This is a genomic window from Streptomyces capillispiralis, from assembly GCF_007829875.1.
In the GTDB taxonomy this organism is placed as follows: domain Bacteria; phylum Actinomycetota; class Actinomycetes; order Streptomycetales; family Streptomycetaceae; genus Streptomyces; species Streptomyces capillispiralis.
In genome coordinates this window covers 7459791-7478952 of the sequence record NZ_VIWV01000001.1, presented here as the reverse complement: position 1 = coordinate 7478952, position 19162 = coordinate 7459791, and the positions used below count along the sequence as shown (strand labels likewise).

Genomic DNA, 19162 nt, shown 5'->3' with positions numbered 1-19162 from the left:
TGTCCTCCGGTCCGATCGTCGGCACTGCTGGTCTCCGGTCTCGGGTCAGCGGTCTGCGGTCAGCGGTCTGCGGTCTGCGGTCTGCGGCCGGAAGGGCCCGTCAGCCGGCCGCCGGCGCGGTCTCGCGGGCCGCCCGGATGCGCCGGGTCAGGCCGGTGAGCACGTTGCCCGGGCCGATCTCCCGCAGCTCGGGGTCGGGCTGTGCGAGCAGGTGGTGCACCGTCTCGGTCCACCGGACGGGGGACCACAGCTGACGGCAGAGCAGGTCGACGACGTCGCCGTCCTCGTAGGGCCGGGCGGTCGTGTTGGAGATGACGGGAATCTTCAGCCGTCCGAAGACGTGGCCCCGCAGGAACCGTTCGAGGCGCTCGGCCGCCGGGCGCATGTGCCGTGAGTGGAAGGCCCCGCTGACGGTGAGCGGGACGACCGCGCTCGCGCGTTCCGCGAGCACCTTCGCGACCCGGCGCACCTCCTCGGGCGTACCGGAGACGACGATCTGGTCGGGGGCGTTGAGGTTGGCGATGTCGACGTCGCAGTCCTCGGCGGCCAGGATCTCGCCGACCGCGCTCTCCGCCAGGCCGATCACCGCCGCCATGGCGCCCGGCCCGGCGTCGGCCATGAGTTCCGCGCGCCGCGCCACGATCTCCAGGCCGGTACGGAAGTCGAAGGCGCCGGAGGCGAACAGGGCGGCGTACTCGCCCAGGCTGTGCCCGGCCACCACGTCGGGGATGACGCCCGTGCGGCGCACCGCGTCCAGGTAGGCGAGGGCGTCGACGACGTACACGGCGGGCTGGGTGAAGCGAGTGTCCGACAGACGTTCCGCCGGGCCGTGCAGGCACAGGTCGGCGACCGAGTAGCCGAGCGCGGCGTCCGCCTGGCGGACCAGGTTGGGGTAGGACTTCAGGAGTTCGGCCCCCATGCCCACGCGCTGGGAGCCCTGTCCGGCGAAGAGGTGGGCGACGGTCATGTGCGGCTCCCGGGTGCGGTGTCGGTGGTCAGGCCGGCGAGCCTGCGGGTGAGGACGTCGGCCGCGCCCCGCATCAGCAGTTCGGCCAGCTCGTCGACGTGGCGCTCGCGCCAGTGCTCCTGCGGTGTGCCGCGCAGCCGGGCGTTGAGGGCGCCCAGCGCGGGGCCGCAGTTGATCTGGTAGTCGACCTGGTGCTCCTCGGACCCGTTCATGGCGAGCCGGATCGACTGCACGAAGTACGCCTTGAAGATCAGCAGCATCTTGTGCTTCGGGTCCTGCTCGGCGCGGTGCAGCGAGGCCGGGTTCGCCTGTGCGTAGTAGGCGCGGGTCTCCTCCCAGACCTGGTCGAAGGTGCGCCGGAAGTAGCGGCGCTGGAGCTGCTCGGCGGTGCGTTCGTCGAGGTCGTCGAGGGAGTCGTGGCGGCGGTACAGCTCGTAGAGCCGGTTGGCGCGCGCCGGGTAGAACAGGCCGCGGCGCAGCACCTGGGCCCGGGCCCCGGTCTCCAGCATGTCGCCGGCCGGTACGACGGCCATGTCCTGCACCTCGGCCTGCTGGAGCATGTCCTTCACCCGGTCGCTGGTGCCGCATTCGGCGGTGCACTGGTTGATGCTGCCGGTGAGCGCGAAGTCGGCGCCCAGGACGAACGCGGCCGCCACGGCCTCCGGTACTCCCAGTCCGCCCGCCGCGCCGACGCGCACCCGGGCGGCGGCGGGGTGCCGCGCCGCCGCGCCGTCCCTGCGGTGCACCATGTCGGGCAGGAGCACCACCAGTTGGCGCTGGTCGGTGTGGCCTCCGGAGTCGGCCTCGGCGCACAGGTCGTCGGCGAGGGTGATCCGCTGCGCCAGGGCGGCCTCCTCGGCGGTGACCGCTCCGTCGGCGAGCAGTTCGTCGACGAGCCGGCGCGGCGGGGGTTCCAGGAAGTGCTGGGCCACCTCGGGCCGCGACACCTTCGCCATGACCCGGTGGGGGACGTGGACGGTGCCGTCGGGCGCGGTGCGCAGCCCGCTGATCCGGTACTGGACCAGGGGCCGGGTCGGGACGATGAAGGAGGCCGCCTCGACCCGGCGGACCCGGTGCCGCAGGAACAGCTCCACCTGTTCCTGCTCCTTGGCGGGGTTCTCGTGCGACGCCAGCAGGTTGACGCCCCACGGGCCGTCGCCGATCTCCCGTTCGAAGCGGCGGACGGCGGCGACGACGCGGTCGGCGCGCAGGCCGCCCGCCCCGAAGTAGGACAGCAGGCCGGCCCGGCCCATCCGGACGACCAGTTCCTCGGACGCCACCGCCTTGTACATGGAGCCCGCCGCGTAGGCGTAGCGCGCGCCGTGATCGGCGCGGAAGGCCGCGCTGCCGAGGTGCTCGGCGGCGATCGGGCCCCGGTCGCCGGCGGTCCGGCCGGTCTGCACGAGCGATGTGGTCATCTGTGCCCCGTCCCTGTCTGTGCCGCGTCGGTCGGCTCGTCGTGTGCGGGCGGCGGTCCGCGGGCTCCGGGCGGGCCCCGGCACGGCCGGCCCGCCCGGCGCGGGTCAGCCGGTGGCGCCGGTGCCGCGCCGCTCGTAGCGCTCGAGGATGGCGGGCATCTCGGTGCTGACGAAGCCGAGGAAGCGCTCCATGTTGGCCAGCCGCGTCAGGCGTTCCTCGGGCACGTTCTCGGACCGGAGGGCGGCGAGCCCGTCGGCGGCGACGCGGTGGAAGTCCGGGAACTCCGAGAAGATGCCGCGGACCTTGGGGCCCCAGCTGTTCTCCCGCAGCCGGACCGTGTAGTTCTCCTGGAGGGAGCCGGTGCGTTCGAAGACGCTGACCGGGTCGTTCTCCGGGGTCAGCTGGTCGACGATGCGGTCGATCGCGGCCCGGGGCACGCCGAGGGCCTTCTCGATGTCGGCCGCGGTCTGCTCCGGCGGGTCGCAGATCATCATCCAGCCGACGACACGGCCGCGGTCGTGCGGCATGCCGTCGTTCTCGAAGTAGTACTGGGCGACCTTCTCGACGAAGGCCTGCTCGCCCTCGGTGAGGGTGGTGGGGGCGGTCTGCTCGGTCATGGTGCGCTCTCCTCGCGGTGCGTCCGGACGGCGGGTCAGGCGACGGCGGTACGGCGGTGTTCCTCCCAGCGCCTGGACATGTCCGCCAGGTCGCCGACGATGTGCCCGAAGAGCTCCTCGATCTCCGCGATCCGCCGGCGCCGGGAGTCGTCGGCGTCGGCGAGGACCTCCAGGCCGAACTGGAAGATCCGGTGGTACTCCGGCCAGCTGGCGAAGGTGTCGGAGACCGCCTTGGGGTAGCCGTCGTCGACCAGCCGGTAGCGGGGCTCGCCGCCGGGCTCGTCGATGCGCCGGTACAGGCCGGCGAGCGTCAGCTGCTCGATGAGCTGTTCGATGTCCGCGATGTCGGCGTCCACCGCGGCGCAGATCTGGGGCAGCGTCTGCTCGATCGGGTCACTGATGATCATCCACGCCATGACCCGGCCCTTCTCCCAGGTCACTCCGTGCGCCTCGTGGTAGTGCCGCGCCACTTCGTCCACGAACCTGCGTTCGGCCCCGGTCAGGGTGGCGTAGCTCTTGTCCGTCGTGCTGGTCACGGTTCCGCCCTTCGTCTTCGGCATGCGGCCGGCCCCGGCGGGCGGTCGGGAAGGTGCTCGCCCTGGGGGACCGGCGGCCAGCCTGGTGCACGACGGCCCGTGCGCGCCCCCGTAACTCCCCCAGCAGCGACCCCAGTTCGGGTCCGCCGCAGGGCCGTTGAGCTGCGGGGACGCCCCGGCACGACGACGGGCGCCCACCGGGGGCGCCCGTGGTCCCGCGCGGGCGGGGAGGGGAAGGGCCGGGGTTCAGGCGGAGCGGCAGATGCCGTCGTCGTGCGCCGGGGTGTCGCCGGTCAGTGCCCGGGACAGCTCGCCGCGCCGGGCGATCCCCAGCTTGGCGTAGGCCTGGCTGAGGTGCCATTCCACCGTCTTGACGGTGACGAACAGGGCCTGTGAGATCTCCCGGTTGCTGAGTCCGGCGGCCGCCTTGTGGGCCACGCGTTCCTCCGCGGGTGTCAGCGGTGCGCGCTGCTGCGGTCCGCTCCTGATCTGGCGGACGCCGGCGAGGCGGAGTTCGGCCGAGGCCGAGGTCTCCAGCACGGAGGCGCCGATGCGGTGGGCCAGGTCCATGCCCGCCTTGAGGCGCCGCCGGGCGGCGGCGCGCCGTCCCTGACGCCGCAGCGCCGCGCCGAGCGCGACCAGGGTGCGTGCCTGTTCCAGCCGGTAGGGCGTGGACGCGAGGAGCCGGGCGGCGTCCTCCAGCATCTCCAGCCCCTCGTCCCCGCCGGCGATCTCGCCCTGGGTGCGCAGGGCCGCGGCCAGCGGCCGGGCCGCCCCGAAGGCGCGGGCCCGTTCGGTGACGTCGGCGGCGAGCTTGTGGGCCGCGCGCAGTCCGGTGGTGATGGACAGGGCCCTGGTGACGTCGGGCAGGTACTCGCAGGACGCGGACGGGTACAGCCAGCCCTCCTGTCCTGCCTGGTCACGGCAGTCCGCGAGGTCCCGCAGCCCGACCTCGAAGCGGTCCTGCCGCAGATGCAGCCGGACGCGGGCGATGCGCAGCGGGACGAACAGGGCCGTCGGCGGCAGGACTCCGGTGAGGCGGTTGTCCCGGAGGCAGTCCTCCGCCTCCTGGAGGCGGCCCGTCTCGATGAGGCAGTGCGTGAGGACCGTGGCGGCCAGGGGCACGCACGCGAGCATCAGCGAGCACTCCTCCTGCCGCAGCAGCTGACGCGCCGCGGCCTCGGCCTCGGCCAGCCGGCCGGTGTCCAGCAGGGTCCAGCTGAGGACACCCCAGGCGGTGGCCGAGGCCAGTAACCGCCCGCCGTCGAACGCCTGGTGCGCGGTGTCGCGCAGAACGCGCTCGGCCGTGTCCGCGTCACCGCACTGGCCCAGCGCCCAGGCCGCGACGACGGCGTCCGTCAGTTCCGTGTCCTCGTCGAACGACGGGGCCGCGTCGGCGAGGGCGGCGGCGGCCAGCCGGGCCACCCGGTGGGACGGGCACCCGCGCGACAGGGCCTCGACGGCCGCGTGCGACCGCGACACGGTGGTGACGCCCAGGGGCCCGCCGGCCCCGCGGTGCCCCGGGGTGATGCGGGCCACCACCGCCGCGACGCTCGACGCGGCCTGGCCGACGGACTCCGCCGCGGTGTCCGCCCGGTGGGCGGCGTCCGTCTTCGCGAGCAGCGCGAGTGCCTCCTCGTACTGGGCGGAAGCGGTCAGCGCCAGCCCGAGTTCGAGACGCAGACGGGTCCTGACGACCGGATCGTGCATACGGCGCAGGGCCTCGCGGAGGTGTTCGATCGCGGAGGCCTGCCTGGCCCGCAGTTCCGCCGACCCCAGCTGGCCCAGTATCCAGGGGTCGCGTTCGGCCGCGGAGTCCGCCAGGGCGCGGCGCAGGTACCGGGTGGCCTTCGCCGCCTCGGCCCGGCGCATCGCCTCGACCGCGGCGGCCCGCAGGATCTGCACCGTCCACGGGTCGCGGCCGGGGTCGGTGCGGCACAGGTGCTCGGCGACCGTGCTCAGGCAGGCGCCCGCGGCGTGCAGCGAACGGGCGGACCGCTCGTGCAGGGCGTTGCGGACCTCCGAGGACATCTGCTCGTACACGATCTGCTGCACGACGGGACGCCGGAAGCCGTACGGGACCCCGGTGCCGAGGATGTCGGCCTCGCGCAGCGCGTCCACGGCACGCAGGACGTCACCGTTGTCCAGCTCGGCCGCCGCCGCGCAGTGGCCCGGATCGGCGTCGGCGCCGAGGACGGCCACCGCGTCGGCGAGGGCCCGCGCGGACACCGGCAGGCGGTGCAGCTGGCGCGTCACCTCCTTGGCTATGCGGACGGGGGTGAGGCCCGGGACCGCGTCGGCGGCCGCCTGGTGCGGGGCGATGCCGCGTCGGCGCATCTCGTCGAGCAGTTCCACCAGGTGCAGGGGGTTCCCGTCGGTGGCGGCGAGGCAGGCCGCCGTCACGTCGTCGTGCGGCATGCCGCCGAGCCGTACGGTGATGGCCTCGCGCACCGCTGCGGGGCCGAGCGGGTCCAGCACCGACTGGCGGGCCAGCGGGGACCGGCCGACGGACAGCAGCAGTTCCTGCGCGGGGGCCGGCCCGTCGGGCGCGTGGGCGAGCACGAGGAGGACGCCACTGCCCTCCAGCCGGTTCACCAGGTAGTCGACGAACCGCAGGGAGGCGGTGTCGGCGTGGTGGGCGTCGTCGACGAGCAGCATCACGGGCGCGGTGGAGGAGAGGTTCTTGCAGAGCCAGTACAGGCCGTGCAGGAGCCGGTAGAGGCCGGCGTCCCCCGCGGGCGGTTCGCTGAGGCGTTCGGGGTCGGCGTAGTCGAAGATGCTGCCGGCCAGTGCCGCGGGTCCGGCGAGCAGGTCCCCGTGTGCGGTCCGATCGCCGGTGTTGAGGCAGTGCTCGAAGAGCTGGCGCACGACCACCCAGGCGAAGCCGCGTTCCAGTTCCCCCGCCCGGGCGTGGAGCACGCGCAGCCCCGACTTCTCCGCCTCCTGGCGCGCCGCCGTGAGCAGGCTGGTCTTGCCTGCCCCTCGGCTCCCCTCGAACAGGACGACCGATCCGTCGCCGTTCCGCGCCTGCCGCACACCGGCCCGGACCATATCCATTTCACGATCACGTTCCAGGATCAGGAATTCCTGCCGCATGTGCCACACCCCGTGTTGGACAGTCGAATCGACCAGATAGATTCCAGGAATGGGAAAGCGCGAGACAATCGTGCGCCCTTTTGGCGTGCGGCTCTTCTAATCCGGCTCCGACACCTGTGACACATCCCCCCGTCCTCACCGTGCCGCGCTCGACAGGACTCACCGGAACGTAACACATGACACCCACTCAGAAACCATGCCGAGCGGCGTCAAGAAGGCGTCAAGAAGCATCCTCAGAATTCAGTCATCCGACCAAAAAGCGACATGCCCACCCCTCGTCGGCGTGATCGACGAGGGGTGGCGCAATCGGTGCCGGTGATGTCAAGCGGGCTGCAGGAAGACCGGGAGCCGGTCGAAGCCCACCATCTGCGGGGGTACGGCCCAGGCGAGGTCGCCGTCCCGGTCGACCCTGATCTCCTTGAACCGGTCGAAGAGGACGTTCAGCACGAGCCTGGTCTCCAGGCGGCCGAGGGCGTTGCCGATGCAGTGGTGCGTACCGAAGCCGAAGCCGAAGTGGCGCCCCTCGCTGCGGCGGTGGATGTCGAAGGCCTCGGGATCGGGGAACTGCCGCTCGTCCCGGTTCGCGGAGCAGAAGCTCGCCGCCACGTGCTGGTTCTCCGGGATCGTGACGCCGCCCAGTTCCACCTCCCGCGTCGAGGCGCGCAGTCCGGTGGTGATCGGGGGCCGGTGCCGCAGCACCTCCTCGACGGCCTGGGGGATCAGGTCGCGGTTCCGGCGCAGCTCCTCCTGGGCGCCCGGATTGAGGTCGAGGAGGTCGACGGCGTTGGCGATGGTCATCGTCGTACTGATATGCCCTCCGGCGAACATGACGTTCGCGAAATTGACCGTCTCGTCCTCGGTCAGCCGGTCGCCGTCGAGTTCCGCGTTGGCGAGCCGGGTGAGCATGTCGTCGGAATCCTTGTCCTTCCGCTCGCGCACCTTCTCCCGCAGATAGGAAATCGCTTCCTGCTGCAGTTCGCCGAGCGCCTCCAGGTATCCCTCCTGGGCCATTTCCTCCGGGGTCACGTTCATGACCTTCCGGGCCCAGTCGTAGAAGAGCACCCGGTCCTCGGCCGGCAGGCCGAGAATTTCGAGGATGACGGCGATGGGCACGGTGTAGGCGAGATCCGCGACCAGGTCCACCTGGCCGCGGCCGGCGATCTCGTCCACTATCTCGTGTGTCAGCCGGACGATCTGCGGCTCGTAGGCGGCGATCGACGCGGGAGTGAACGCCGTGCTCAGGATCTGGCGCACGCGGGTGTGCCGCGGCGGGTCCATCTGCGGCAGGCTCTCCAGACCGGACTCGGGGAACCCCATCCGGTGCATCTCGGACGAGTAGGTGCCCGGGGTGGTGAGGACGTGCCGGGCATCCGCGTAGCGGTACACCACCCACCATCCGGTGGCCGGGTCCCGGTGGACGGGATGCTCGTTGCGCATCATGCGGTACCAGTCGTAGATCGCCGGGTCGTTCACGTTCGGCTGCGGCGGGATCTCGATGTCTGTCGTGGACACCCCATCACCTTTCCCCTGCAGGACGGGTCGGTCGATGCAGCCTTGCGAGAAGGCCCCGGGGCGCACACTGGGGTCTCCCCCAGCACCCACCCCAGAGCCTCCGGGACCCGAGCCGCGAGGGGATCAGCTGTTGATGTCCCGCCGGTTGAAGCGGTGCACGCCGGCGCCGAACAGCAGCCCCGACGCGACGACGAGCACCAGCATGTCGCCCCACTGGAACCCGTGTCGCAGCGGCTCGCCGCCGATGTAGTAGTGCAGGGGGGAGAGGTAGGCGAGCCAGTCCGCTCCGATCTGGCCGGCGAAGGTGTGCGCGGTGTAGGACACCACACCGATCACGGCGCACGTCACCAGGACGACCGCCCTGCGGCCGCCCGCCGCGCCGAGGCCGAGGGCGAGGGCTCCGAAGAGGACCGCCAGCAGCGCCAGGTTGAGGCACTGGGCGAGGAACTCGACGGGCGTGACGCTCGTCAGCTCGGCCCCGCCGCGGATGACCAGCAGTCCGAGCCACACCAGGACGGCGATGCCGAACGCTCCGGCGATCAGCGCGCCGAACCGCTCGACCGCGACCTGGGTGCGGGTGACGGGGTGGGCGAGGAGCAGGTCGAGGCGGCCGGTCTCCTCCTCGGCGGCCACGGCCCGGGTGCCGGCGGTGACGCCGTAGATCATGGCGAGCAGGGGGAGGATGATGCCGAACACGCTGGCGTGCAGGTACCCCGCCGCGGTCTGGTCGATGTTGAGCCCTTCGCGCAGGGCCTCGGGCAGGTTCGCCGTGTTCTCCCGCTGCGACGGGTAGGTGCTGGCGTACACCATGCCGACCACCGCCGTCCCGGCCGCCCAGCCGGTCAGGCTCCGGCGGCTGTCGGAGAGGTACTTGGTGAGGATAGCGGCGTTCATCGGTTGTCCCTTCGTCCTTTCGGTACGGTCCTGCGACGGTGGCGCGCGCTCAGGCGGCCGGCGCCGTCTGGGCGCGGGGCGCGTTCTCGGCGCCCTCGTAGTAGCTGTGGAACAGCTCCTCGAGGGCCGGTTCGGTGGCGCGCAGGCCGGTGACGGTGTGCCGCGCCAGCGCCTTGACCAACGCGTCGGGACTGCCGGAGATCTGGCCGGTGAGCGTGGTGCCGTCCTGGTCCAGGTGGAGCCGGTCCGCGCCGGGCAGGGCGGCGAACGCCTCCGGCGGCACCGGTGACGCGAAGGTCACCTCGATGTCGCGCACGGCGCCGGTGCGCAGGTTGGACACCGTGTCCAGGGCGGCGAGCCGGCCGTCGCGGATGATGCCGACGCGGTCGGCAACCGCCTCGACCTCGCTCATGATGTGGCTGGACATGAAGACGGTCCGGCCCTCGTCCCTGGCCTCCGCCACCATGTCGAGGAAGGTCTGCTGCACCAGCGGGTCGAGTCCGGAGCTGGGCTCGTCGAGCACGAGCAGTTCCGGCTGGTGCATGAAGGCCTGCACCAGGCCGACCTTCTGGCGGTTGCCCTTGGACAGCTTCCTGATGCTGGTGGCCTGGTCGAGGCCGAGCCGTTCGGCGAGGTCGTCGATGCGCGCCTGGGGCACACCACCGCGCAGGGCGGCCAGGAAGCGCAGGTAACTGCGGACGTTCTGCCGGCCGTCGCAGACGAAGTCGCCGGCCAGGTAGCCGACCCTGCGGCGCAGTTCCACTCCGTCCTCACGGGGCCTGAGCCCGAGCACCGACGCCCGGCCCGACGTCGGCCGGATGAGGTCGAGCAGCAGTCTGATGGTGGTGGACTTGCCGGCCCCGTTCGGGCCGAGGTAGCCGAAGACTTCGCCCTGCCGGACGTCGAGGCTGAGGTCGGTCAGACCGCGACGCGTGCCATAGGTCTTGGTGAGCTCCCGGAGCTCGATCACATGGTCCATGACCCGCAACGTATCGAACGTTCAGAGATCTGTAAATGCTCTGAGTTTTCGAGGTGCTCGGTATGATAAGAACTCGTCAAGAGGAGGGCATTGATGGAGGAGAGGGACGACGTCCAACTGCGCGAGTGCGCGGAGCGCCTCGCGCTGACCCTGGCCCAGAGCGGGATGCAGCGCACCACCGCCCGGGTCATGACCGCGCTGCTGTTCACCCAGCAGGAGACCATGACGGCGGCCGATCTCTGCGGGGAACTGCGGATCAGCAGCGGTGCGGTGTCCGGCGCCGTGAACCAGCTGATCCCCACCGGCATGATCGAGCGCGTACCGGCGCCCGGCAGCCGACGCGATCACTACCGCTTCCGGGAACACGCCTGGGCGACCCTGATGGGCAACCAGAACGCCCTGCTCGACAGCATGTGGAACGCCGCCGCCGAAGGCATCAAGGCCGCGGGCCACGACAGCGTCGCCGGCCGCCGGCTGGACGAGATGCAGGACTTCTACGGCTTCATGCAGCGGGAGATGACGGCGCTGATCGACAAGTGGCGGGAGCAGTACGAGGCCGGCGGGCGCTGACGCCGGCTCCCCGGCCCCGTCTCGTCCCGGCCGGCCGGGACGCGGGCCCGCGACAGGCTTTCCGGCCCCGACGGTGACACTCGGCCCTTCTCAGGAGCGGAGACGAGACGATGACTCGCGGCAGACTCCGGATCTACCTCGGCATGGCACCCGGCGTCGGCAAGACCTACGCCATGCTGGCCGAGGGGCAGCGCCGCGTGGCACGCGGCACCGACTGCGTGATCGGCCTCGTCGAGCACCACGGACGCCCGCTCACCGAGGCGATGGCGCGCGGCCTGGAGGCGGTCCCGCCCAAGCGGCTGGAGCACCGGGGCGCACCCGTCGCGGAGTTGGACGTGGACGCGGTGCTGAGCCGCCGCCCCCGGGTGGTCCTCGTCGACGAACTCGCCCACACCAACCGCCCCGGGTCCCGCAACGCCAAGCGCTGGCAGGACGTGCAGGAACTCCTGGAAGCCGGCATCGACGTCATCTCCACCGTCAACATCCAGTGTCTGGAGTCGCTCGGCGACATGGTGGAGTCCGCCATCGGCGTCCGCGAGCGGGAGACCGTACCCGACCGGGTGGTGCGGCTGGCGGACCAGGTCGAGCTGGTCGACATGACACCGGAGGCGTTACGCCGCCGGATGGCGCACGGCAACGTCCACGGACCCGGCAGGGTCGACACGGCCCTGTCCAACCGCTTCCGCCCCGCCGGTCTCACCGCGCTGCGCCGGCTGGCGCTCCTCTGGCTGGCCGACCGGGTCGACGAGGACCTGCGGCGCCACCCCGGCGAGCACCGGGCCCCCACCGTCCGGAGCCCCCGCGAGCGGATCCTGGTCGGTCTGAACGGCGGCCCGGAAGGGCGCGCGCTGATACGCCGCGCCGCCCGTCTCGCGGACCGGCCGGCCGGCGGCGAGGTCCTCGCGCTGCACATGTCCCGCGGCGACGGACGCGCCGCGGCCCCACCCGGGGAACTGGCGGTCCAGCGCGCGCTGACCGAGGACCTGGGAGGCGCCTTCCACCAGGTGGTCGGCGACGACGCGGCCACCGCCCTGCTGGAGTTCGCCCGCGGGGTGGACGCCACCCAGATCGTGCTCGGTGTGTCCCGGCGCGAACACCGGCGGCGCCTGCCCGGGTCCGGCGTGGCGGCCGCCGTCGCCCGCGGTTGCGGCCCCGGCACGGACCTCCACCTCGTCGCCCATGACGCGGTGCACGCAGCCGGCGGCCGCCCGGCCGCCCGGAGCGTGCGGCTCGCCCGCTCGCGGATCGTCACGGGCTGGCTCGTCGGTGTGCTCGGCCCCGTCCTCCTCACCTTCCTGCTCAGCGCCGTGCTGCCCGACCTGGGTCTGGCCAACGACATGCTGCTGTTCCTGACCGCGACGGTCACGGCGGCGCTGCTGGGCGGCCGGCCGCCGGCCCTGGCGTCCGCCGCCGTGGGGTCCCTGCTGCTCAACTGGTATTTCACGCCGCCCCTCAACACCTTCAGCATCTCCGACCCGAGGAATCTGATCGCCATCGCCGTCTTCGTGGGCGTCGCCGTGTCCGTGGCGTCCGTGGTGGACCTCGCCGCGCGCCGCACCGAGCAGGCGGCCGCACTGCGCACCGAGTCGGAGATCCTCTCCTCGCTCGCCGGCAGCGTCCTGCGCGGCGAGAACAGCCTGACGGGACTGCTGGAACGGGTGCGCGAGACCTTCGCCATGGATTCGGCGGCCCTGCTGGAACGTGCGCACGACACCGCGCCGTGGCTGTGCGCGGGCAGCGTCGGCGAGCCCGTCACCGCGCGGCCCGAGGACGCGGACGTGGACGTGCAGGTGGGCAGACACATGACGCTCGCGCTGTCCGGGCGGGTGCTCCCCGCCTCCGACCGCCGGGTCCTCACCGCCTTCGCCGCGCAGGCCGCCGCCGTCCTCGACCGCCGACGGCTGCAGTCGCAGGCCGACCGGGTCAGGGAGCTCGCCGAGAGCAACCGCATCCGTACCGCTCTGCTCGCGGCGGTCAGTCATGACCTGCGCACTCCGCTCGCCGGCATCAAGGCGTCGGTGACGTCGCTGCGTTCGGACGACGTGCAGTGGTCCGAGGACGACCGGGCCGAACTCCTCGCCGCGATCGAGGACGGCGCCGACCGCCTCAACCACCTGGTCGGCAACCTGCTCGACCTGTCCCGCCTGCAGACCGGGACCGTCGCACCGCTCATCCGCGCGGTGAACCTGGACGAGGTCGTCCCCCTGGCGCTGGCCGGGATCCCGGACCCCGGGTCGGCCGTCTGCCTGGACATCCCCGAGAGCCTGCCCATGGTGACCACCGACAAGGGGCTGCTGGAGCGCGTGGTCGCCAACGTCGTCGAGAACGCCGTCAAGTACAGCCCGCCGCGCGAGCCGGTCGTGGTAACGGCCGGCACCCTCGCCGGCCGGGTGGAACTGCACGTGGTGGACCGGGGACCGGGCGTCTCCGACGAGGCCAAGGAACGGATCTTCGTCCCCTTCCAGCGCTACGGCGACTCCCCGCGCGGCAGCGGCGTGGGCCTCGGACTCGCGGTCGCCCGCGGCTTCGCCGAGGCCGTGGGAGGCACCCTGCACGCCGAGGACACCCCCGGCGGCGGCCTCACCATGATCCTCAGCCTGCCGGCCGCGGTGCTGGACTGAACCCGCGATGCCAGTACTTCCGGCAGGAGGACTCCAGCCGGCCCACATCCCGGCGATCCCCTCGTGCAACACGCAGCCAGTGGGCGCTCTGTTCATGGCAGCGGGCACCTCAGAGGTCCTGGAGCACGGAGACCACCCCCGGGCAAGTGCCCTGGTGGACGACCTGGGCCCACGCACCGCCCGAAGTCCACCACCGCCGGCGTGCACTTCGGGCGCAAGCACCAAGTCGTCTCCCCATCGGCTCCCAGGGAGCCGCCCGCCGCGCCGCATCGTTGCGGGGGTGGCGCCGATCTCGTCCGCTTGGCGAGGGACCATGTGTGGGTCGTTCTGTCATCCGGTCGGGGAGCGCCGCATGTACCGGCACGAGGTCGCCCGGCCGGGGCTGCCACGGCGTCCGCGGCCGGCCCGTGATCGACTTCTCCGAGGCCGGTCTCCTCCTCGACGTGACCCAGGTGCCGTGCGGTGTGTCAGTGCCGGCGGTCGCGCATGGCTTCCTGACGCCAGGCGGCGAAGGTGGCGTCGCACAACTGGTCCCGGAAGCGGCCGATTCCCATCCAGCGCAGCACGGCACCGGACCGGTCCAGGGGAAAGTAGGTCTCCCCGGGCCCGGTGGTGCCGGCCTCCGGCGCACCGGTCGGCTCAGGTGTCCACCCCAGGGCGGTGACCGTGTCCATGGCACGCAGGTTCCCGAAGACGCCCGGCAGTTGACGGGCCCGCTGCCCCAGGTCCAGGTGTTCCACCTGCACCGGCCCGCTGTCGTCGCTCGCCTCCAGGAACATGCTCAGGTCCCCGCCCAACTGCCCGGCACGCCCCAGTACGACCTTCTCCTGCGTCAGCGTCCTGCCGGTGCCGTGCAGCCGGATCCGGGTGCGACGGTGGGTGGCGATCTCGTCCGAGACCACGAACGGCTTGCCGGCCCAGGTCAGAACCGCTCCGTCACCCACGGTGGCGTCGACCGTCCAGGACGACGGTGCCTCGCCTTCGTAGGCGACCGTGCCGGTCGTCTCCACGACATCGAGCCAGGCGCCGGGAGCGACGTCCACCTCGATGCGGACGTCGTCGCCGGACAGCAGCAGCGCCTGGGTGGCGAGCAGGCCCACTCTGGCTCCGTCGGCGTCCTGGTCCATGACCCGCACCGTCAGGTGCCCGGTCGTGTGGTGGACGCGGCTGCGGCTCCCCGTGGGGGCGACGCTCAGGCGGGTCGGCCCGGTCACGCGCTCCGCCTGGGGTTCGCTGGTGCGTGGGTGTGCTGGTGACCGCCCTCGCCGCCCTGGCCGGCGTGGAAGTGCGGGGCCATGGGGCCGGGGTCGACAGGGGTGTGCTCGCCGGTGCGGTAGTGGGCGAGGGTGTCGCGGACCCAGCCGGTCAGCATCCCGATGGACGCCGCGTCGTGCCGGGACAGCGCGACCACCGGGGAGCCTCGGCGGGCTTCCCGGCCCTCGCGGGCCATGCGCTCCACGTCCACGCCCACGTACTGGCCCAGATCGGTCTTGTTGATCACGAGCAGGTCGGCGCGGGCGATGCCGGGGCCGCCCTTGCGTACGACGTCACCGCCCCCGGCGACGTCCAGGACGAACAGCTGGGCGTCCACCAGGGCCGGGGAGAAGGTCGCGGTGAGGTTGTCGCCGCCGGACTCGATGATGACCAGGTCCAGCGGGCCGAAGTCGGCCTCCAGGTCCTCGGCCGCCAGCAGGTTGGCGGTCACGTCGTCGCGGATCGCGGTGTGCGGGCACGCACCCGTCTCCACCGGGCGGATCCGTTCGGGGTCCAGCACCCCGGCGCTCTTGAGGAAACGCGCGTCCTCATCTGTGTAGATGTCGTTGGTGATGACCCCCAGGCGCAGTTCGCCGGAGAGAGCCTGGCAGAGAGTCGCGATCAGCGAGCTCTTGCCGGTGCCGACGGGACCGGCTACGCCCAGACGCATGGCGCGGGTGGGGGCGGTGGTGTTCTCACGCACTGAAGAGTCTCTCTGTGGCGGTGTCATGGGTCTCGGCCCAGCGCTCGATGAGAGGGGCGCCGTGGGCCGGGATCTGTTCGGGGGTGTGCAGGTGGGCGACCTGAGCGGCCATCTCGTCGATGTCGGGCAGCAGGTCCTTCACCCACGCGGCGACGACCAGCGGGTCCTGCGGATCGAGTTTGAGCAGGGCCGCCGTCACGGTCTGGACGTCGTCGTACCCGACCAGGCGGGCCACGTCGGCGGGGGCCATCGCGGCGCGGTGGGCGAGCAGGCCCAGCACGACAGGGCGCGACCATGTGCGGGCGCGGGCGTCGTAGGGACCGGGCCACAGCGTGTGCAGGACGCGCAGATACCCGCGCCCCAGGCGCCGCCCGTTGGCCCTGAGTGCCCGGCTGGGGGTCCGGGCGGCCCAGGCGGCCTCGACCTCGGCCAGGTCGCCGCCGCCCGCTGCCACGGCACGGGCAACGACGGCGGTCCCCGCCTCGACACGGATGACCGTACGGAGGCGGGCCCGCAGGTAGGCGGGGACCTGGGCGGCCGTCGTGCCGGCCCGCAGGGCCGGCTCCAGACCGGCGGACTGTGTGTGTCCCCCGGACGGGAGCCGGGCGTCGCCCAGGAGGGCGAGCAGGAGCGAGGAGGTGCTCACGGCGCCTCAGAACATCAGGTAACGCTGGGTGAGCGGCAGGTTCTCCGGTGGATGCGGCTGGTCGAGATACCAGAAACCGGCACGGCTCCGGTGCTTGGTGAGGCCGTGATCCCGCGTCGTGGCGAGACCCGGGATCTCCACCGCGATCCTGAATGTGCTCGGGTCGATGTCGATGCCGAACTGCCCGCCGTTGAAGACCATGTCCGCCTTCGTGACGTCCTTGACGGGCTTGGCACCCCTCAGTTCACGCCGCAGGCCGAGGGTGGCCTTCAACGACTCCTTGAACACGCCCTGGCCGCTGACCGTGCTGTACGGGTCGGTGCCGGAGGGCGGGTTGAGGACCGTGTCCGAGACGAACGAGTAGGACAGCTGGGAGGCGAGGGCGTAGGCCAGGGCCGGGCGCAGGAACGTCGGTTGCGGCGTCGACACCGAACCGTTGGGGTCGCCCAGGTTGCCGAGCACCATGGCGCCGCCCTTGATGACCACCTCGGGCCGTACGGCGAAGAACCGCGGGTCCCACAGCACCAGGTCGGCCAGCTTGCCCACCGCCACCGAACCGACGTACTCGTCGATGCCGTGGGCGATGGCGGGGTTGATCGTGTACTTGGCCACGTAGCGCAGTGCACGGGCGTTGTCGCCGGCTCCCCGCTCGGTCCGGTAGAAGAAGTTCGCGTCCCGGAAGGTCTTGTGGCTCCACTCCTTCATCACGTGGGCGACCTGCCAGGTGCGGGTCACGACCTCACCGATGCGGCCCATGGCCTGGGCGTCGGAGGACGTGATGGACATCGCGCCCATGTCGTGCAGCACGTCCTCGGCGAACATGGTCGTGGAGCGGATGCGGGAGTCGGCGAACGCCTGGTCGTTCCTGTTGCCGAGGTCGAGGTGATGGGCGGAGGCCAGCATGTCGATGTGCTCGGCCACGGTGTTCCTGGTGTACGGCAGCGTCGGGTTCGTGGAGGCGGGCAGGACGTTCCCCTCGGCAGCCACCTTCAGGATGTCGGGAGCATGCCCGCCGCCGGCGCCCTCGGCGTGGAAGACGTGAACGCCGCGCCCACCGATGGCGTCGAGGGTGGTCTCGACGAAGCCGGCCTCGTTGAGGGAGTCGGCGTGCAGGGTGACCTGCACTCCCCACTCCTCTCCGGCCTTCAGTGCGGCGTCCAGCGCGGCCGGAGTGGCTCCCCAGTCCTCGTGGATCTTGAAACCGCCGGCGCCCGCCAGCGCCTGCTCGTCCAGGCCCTCCTTGCCGACGGTGTTGCCCTTGCCCAGCAGCATCACGTTGACCGGCAGGTCGTCGAAGCTGCGGTGCAGGTTCACCAGGTGCTGCGGGCCGGGGGTCACGGTGGTCGCCTTGGACCCCTCGGAGGGGCCCACACCGCCGCCGATCAGCGTGGTGGTCCCGGTGGCCACGGCCTCCATGACGGCCGAGGGCGAGATGTAGTGCACATGGGTGTCGACGGCACCGGCGGTGAGGATCTTGCCCTCGCCGGAGATCACGTCCGTGCAGGGACCGATCTCCAGCCCGGGCGTGACCCCGTCCATGACGTCGCTGTTTCCGGCCTTGCCGATGGCGACGACATGGCCGTCCTTGATTCCGACGTCGGCACGCACGACGGCATCGCCGCTTCCCCGCTCCCGGGCGGGAGCGACGTCCAGGATGATCACGTTGGTGATCACGGTGTCGGGGGCGCCCTGCGCACTGGTCGTAAGGCCCTGCAGCATCGACTCGCGGATGGTCTTGCCGCCGCCGAAGATCGCCTCGTCACCACCGAAGGTCAGGTCCTCGGTGATCTCGATCCAGAGGTTGGTGTCGCCCAGACGGACCTGGTCGCCCACGGTCGGGCCATAGGACTTCGCGTACTGCTCACGGGTGATGTTCGCCATTGCTCTCCTCCATCTGGGTTGACGAGGCGATGTCAGCCGAGATCGACGTCGCCGTCCTGCTTGTCCTTGCGCAGGCCCGGAACCTGTCGCCTCCCGCCGATCGGAACGACCTCGATCGCGTCACTGGGCGCGTTCTCGGGGCTGAACCGCAGGGAGTCCCCCGGGGCGATGTCAAGGCGGTAGCCCCAGGGCGCCACTCCCGGCGTCTTCGACCGCTGGTGCGCCAACTCGCGGGCCCCCGCGATCTGTTCGGGCCGCGCCCGCTCGGGGTCGGTCAGGACGGCCTCGGCAGCGGTGGCCGCCTCCAGGTCGGTGAAGAACAGCAGGTCCTCGTTGACGTCGGCCAGGTGGATGTGCGAACCGATCTGGATGTCGCGGTCACCGACATTGACCACGTAGACGGTGGCCTTGCCCTCCGCGAAGTTGAGGACGTGTTCCGCGGCCGGGTCCTTGACCCACACGCCGCCCACCTCGTACCGGGAGAAGTCGTGGGCCCGGCCCGGGTCCAGATCGGAGGGCGGCAGATGTTCGGGAGGAACGGCGCCGTCGGGCCGCGCGTCCGGACACACCATCGGCGCGGGCCTTGCTGCCGGCGGCTGGAAGTAGGGCATGGGTTCGTCCTCAGCGGATCGGAGCGGCCATCGGGGCGCTCTTCGGGGCACGGATCGGGTCGTGGAGGGTGACGAGCTTGCGGCCGTCGGGGAAGGTCGCCTCGATCTGCAGGATGTCGAGCATCTCGGCGACCCCCTCCATGACGTCGGCCGTGGTGAGGACGCTCTCCCCCTCACCCTGGGTGTCGCCCTTGCGCTGCTCCAGGGGAACGCCGGCGTCGCTCATCATCTGGTCGACGGTGTAGTTGCCCGCCCGGGCCTCCTCGATGACCCAACAGCTGATGTAGGCCACGGCCTCGGGGTAGTTCAGCTTGACGCCGCGCTCCTTTCGGTAGCTGGCGAGCATTCCCGCGACGCTCAGCAGCAGCTTCTCCTGCTCCGACGGGATCAGGTGCATCCGTGCTCCTCGGTAGTGGTGATGGTGACTTTGGCCCCCTGGTGAACCCGGTGCGAGGAAGGCGGCCGGGACGACTGCGGGCCGACGCCCGTAGGACGAGCGGGCACGCTGGTACGCGAGGAGTGAGATGCCTACCGCCCTTCCCGGATCCAGCGATGGGGAGTCCGCAGCGAGAGGCGGGACCACGGTCCACCGGCTGAGCCGCGCCGCGCCGTAGGTGATCATCCTGCGGCCGGCCGGGACGATGCCGCACAATCCGCCCCGGACCCCTCGAACGGATGCCGATGCGAGCGTGTGCACGAAGCGGGCGGCCATGAGAAGGGGCACCGAACGCGGCGGCGGTGCAGGCGTCGGCAGCCAGACAGCCGGCGCACGGTCCGTTCCACGAGCCGGCGGTGCCGGCCCCGTCGTCGGGACGACTCGGCGCCCTGGCGGGCGAGGCGGTGCCCGATGCCGCAG

16 protein-coding genes and 1 pseudogene are annotated in these 19162 nt (G+C 71.9%); 2 read left to right on the top strand and 15 right to left on the bottom strand.

The features are described 5' to 3' along the window. Positions 1–100 precede the first annotated feature (100 nt). The 8 genes from fabD to FHX78_RS32670 all read right to left on the bottom strand — a co-directional run bounded on the left by fabD (position 101) and on the right by FHX78_RS32670 (position 10020). A complete protein-coding gene (gene fabD / locus FHX78_RS32705; protein WP_145870963.1) occupies positions 101–967 on the bottom strand; it encodes an ACP S-malonyltransferase in 867 nt (288 codons plus the stop codon). Further along, positions 964–2385, bottom strand: a complete 1422-nt coding sequence (locus FHX78_RS32700; protein WP_145870962.1) for a PfaD family polyunsaturated fatty acid/polyketide biosynthesis protein — start codon at positions 2383–2385, stop codon at positions 964–966. The genes fabD and FHX78_RS32700 overlap by 4 nt, the downstream gene beginning before the upstream one ends. 105 nt (positions 2386–2490) lie before the next feature. Further along, the gene (locus FHX78_RS32695; RefSeq protein ID WP_145870961.1) at positions 2491–3003 is read right to left on the bottom strand and encodes a MarR family transcriptional regulator; all 513 of its coding nucleotides are present in this window, start codon (positions 3001–3003) and stop codon (positions 2491–2493) included. A 35-nt stretch (positions 3004–3038) separates the two neighbouring features. Continuing rightward, entirely contained in the window at positions 3039–3539 is a 501-nt protein-coding gene (locus FHX78_RS32690) for a hypothetical protein (protein ID WP_145870960.1), read from the bottom strand. Positions 3540–3785: 246 nt separating this feature from the next. Further along, positions 3786–6635, bottom strand: coding sequence for an ATP-binding protein (locus tag FHX78_RS32685; protein ID WP_145870959.1), 2850 nt, complete (start codon positions 6633–6635; stop codon positions 3786–3788). A gap of 321 nt (positions 6636–6956) precedes the next feature. After that, on the bottom strand, positions 6957–8147 hold the full coding sequence (locus FHX78_RS32680) for a cytochrome P450 (protein ID WP_145870958.1): 1191 nt from the start codon (positions 8145–8147) through the stop codon (positions 6957–6959). 123 nt (positions 8148–8270) lie between these two features. Then, positions 8271–9041: an ABC transporter permease subunit gene (locus FHX78_RS32675; protein WP_145870957.1), complete on the bottom strand. Its 771-nt coding sequence runs from the start codon at positions 9039–9041 to the stop codon at positions 8271–8273. A 49-nt stretch (positions 9042–9090) separates the two neighbouring features. Next, on the bottom strand, positions 9091–10020 hold the full coding sequence (locus FHX78_RS32670) for an ABC transporter ATP-binding protein (protein WP_145870956.1): 930 nt from the start codon (positions 10018–10020) through the stop codon (positions 9091–9093). A 93-nt stretch (positions 10021–10113) separates the two neighbouring features. On the opposite strand from FHX78_RS32670, the gene FHX78_RS32665 reads away from it, so the two are divergent. Both FHX78_RS32665 and FHX78_RS32660 read left to right on the top strand, forming a co-directional pair. Further along, entirely contained in the window at positions 10114–10590 is a 477-nt protein-coding gene (locus FHX78_RS32665; RefSeq protein WP_145870955.1) for a GbsR/MarR family transcriptional regulator, read from the top strand. A gap of 110 nt (positions 10591–10700) precedes the next feature. After that, entirely contained in the window at positions 10701–13211 is a 2511-nt protein-coding gene (locus tag FHX78_RS32660) for a DUF4118 domain-containing protein (RefSeq protein WP_145870954.1), read from the top strand. A gap of 467 nt (positions 13212–13678) precedes the next feature. Here FHX78_RS32660 and FHX78_RS32655 read toward each other — a convergent pair whose 3' ends face one another. The 7 genes and pseudogenes from FHX78_RS32655 to FHX78_RS38295 all read right to left on the bottom strand — a co-directional run. After that, the gene (locus FHX78_RS32655; RefSeq protein ID WP_145870953.1) at positions 13679–14425 is read right to left on the bottom strand and encodes an urease accessory protein UreD; all 747 of its coding nucleotides are present in this window, start codon (positions 14423–14425) and stop codon (positions 13679–13681) included. Next, positions 14422–15195: an urease accessory protein UreG gene (gene ureG, locus FHX78_RS32650; RefSeq protein ID WP_167531916.1), complete on the bottom strand. Its 774-nt coding sequence runs from the start codon at positions 15193–15195 to the stop codon at positions 14422–14424. Before ureG ends, FHX78_RS32655 begins: the two co-directional genes overlap by 4 nt. After that, a complete protein-coding gene (locus FHX78_RS32645) occupies positions 15161–15814 on the bottom strand; it encodes an urease accessory protein UreF (protein ID WP_145870952.1) in 654 nt (217 codons plus the stop codon). Before FHX78_RS32645 ends, ureG begins: the two co-directional genes overlap by 35 nt. 6 nt (positions 15815–15820) lie before the next feature. Beyond that, positions 15821–17695 (bottom strand): urease subunit alpha, encoded by a 1875-nt coding sequence (gene ureC / locus FHX78_RS32640; RefSeq protein ID WP_145870951.1) that lies wholly within the window; start codon positions 17693–17695, stop codon positions 15821–15823. Between the two features lie 32 nt (positions 17696–17727). Continuing rightward, positions 17728–18306, bottom strand: a complete 579-nt coding sequence (locus FHX78_RS32635) for an urease subunit beta (protein ID WP_229924035.1) — start codon at positions 18304–18306, stop codon at positions 17728–17730. 10 nt (positions 18307–18316) lie between these two features. Continuing rightward, the gene (ureA, locus tag FHX78_RS32630; protein ID WP_145870950.1) at positions 18317–18703 is read right to left on the bottom strand and encodes an urease subunit gamma; all 387 of its coding nucleotides are present in this window, start codon (positions 18701–18703) and stop codon (positions 18317–18319) included. Between the two features lie 320 nt (positions 18704–19023). Beyond that, positions 19024–19158: pseudogene (locus tag FHX78_RS38295) on the bottom strand (IS5/IS1182 family transposase); the annotation flags it as partial. Positions 19159–19162 lie beyond the last annotated feature (4 nt).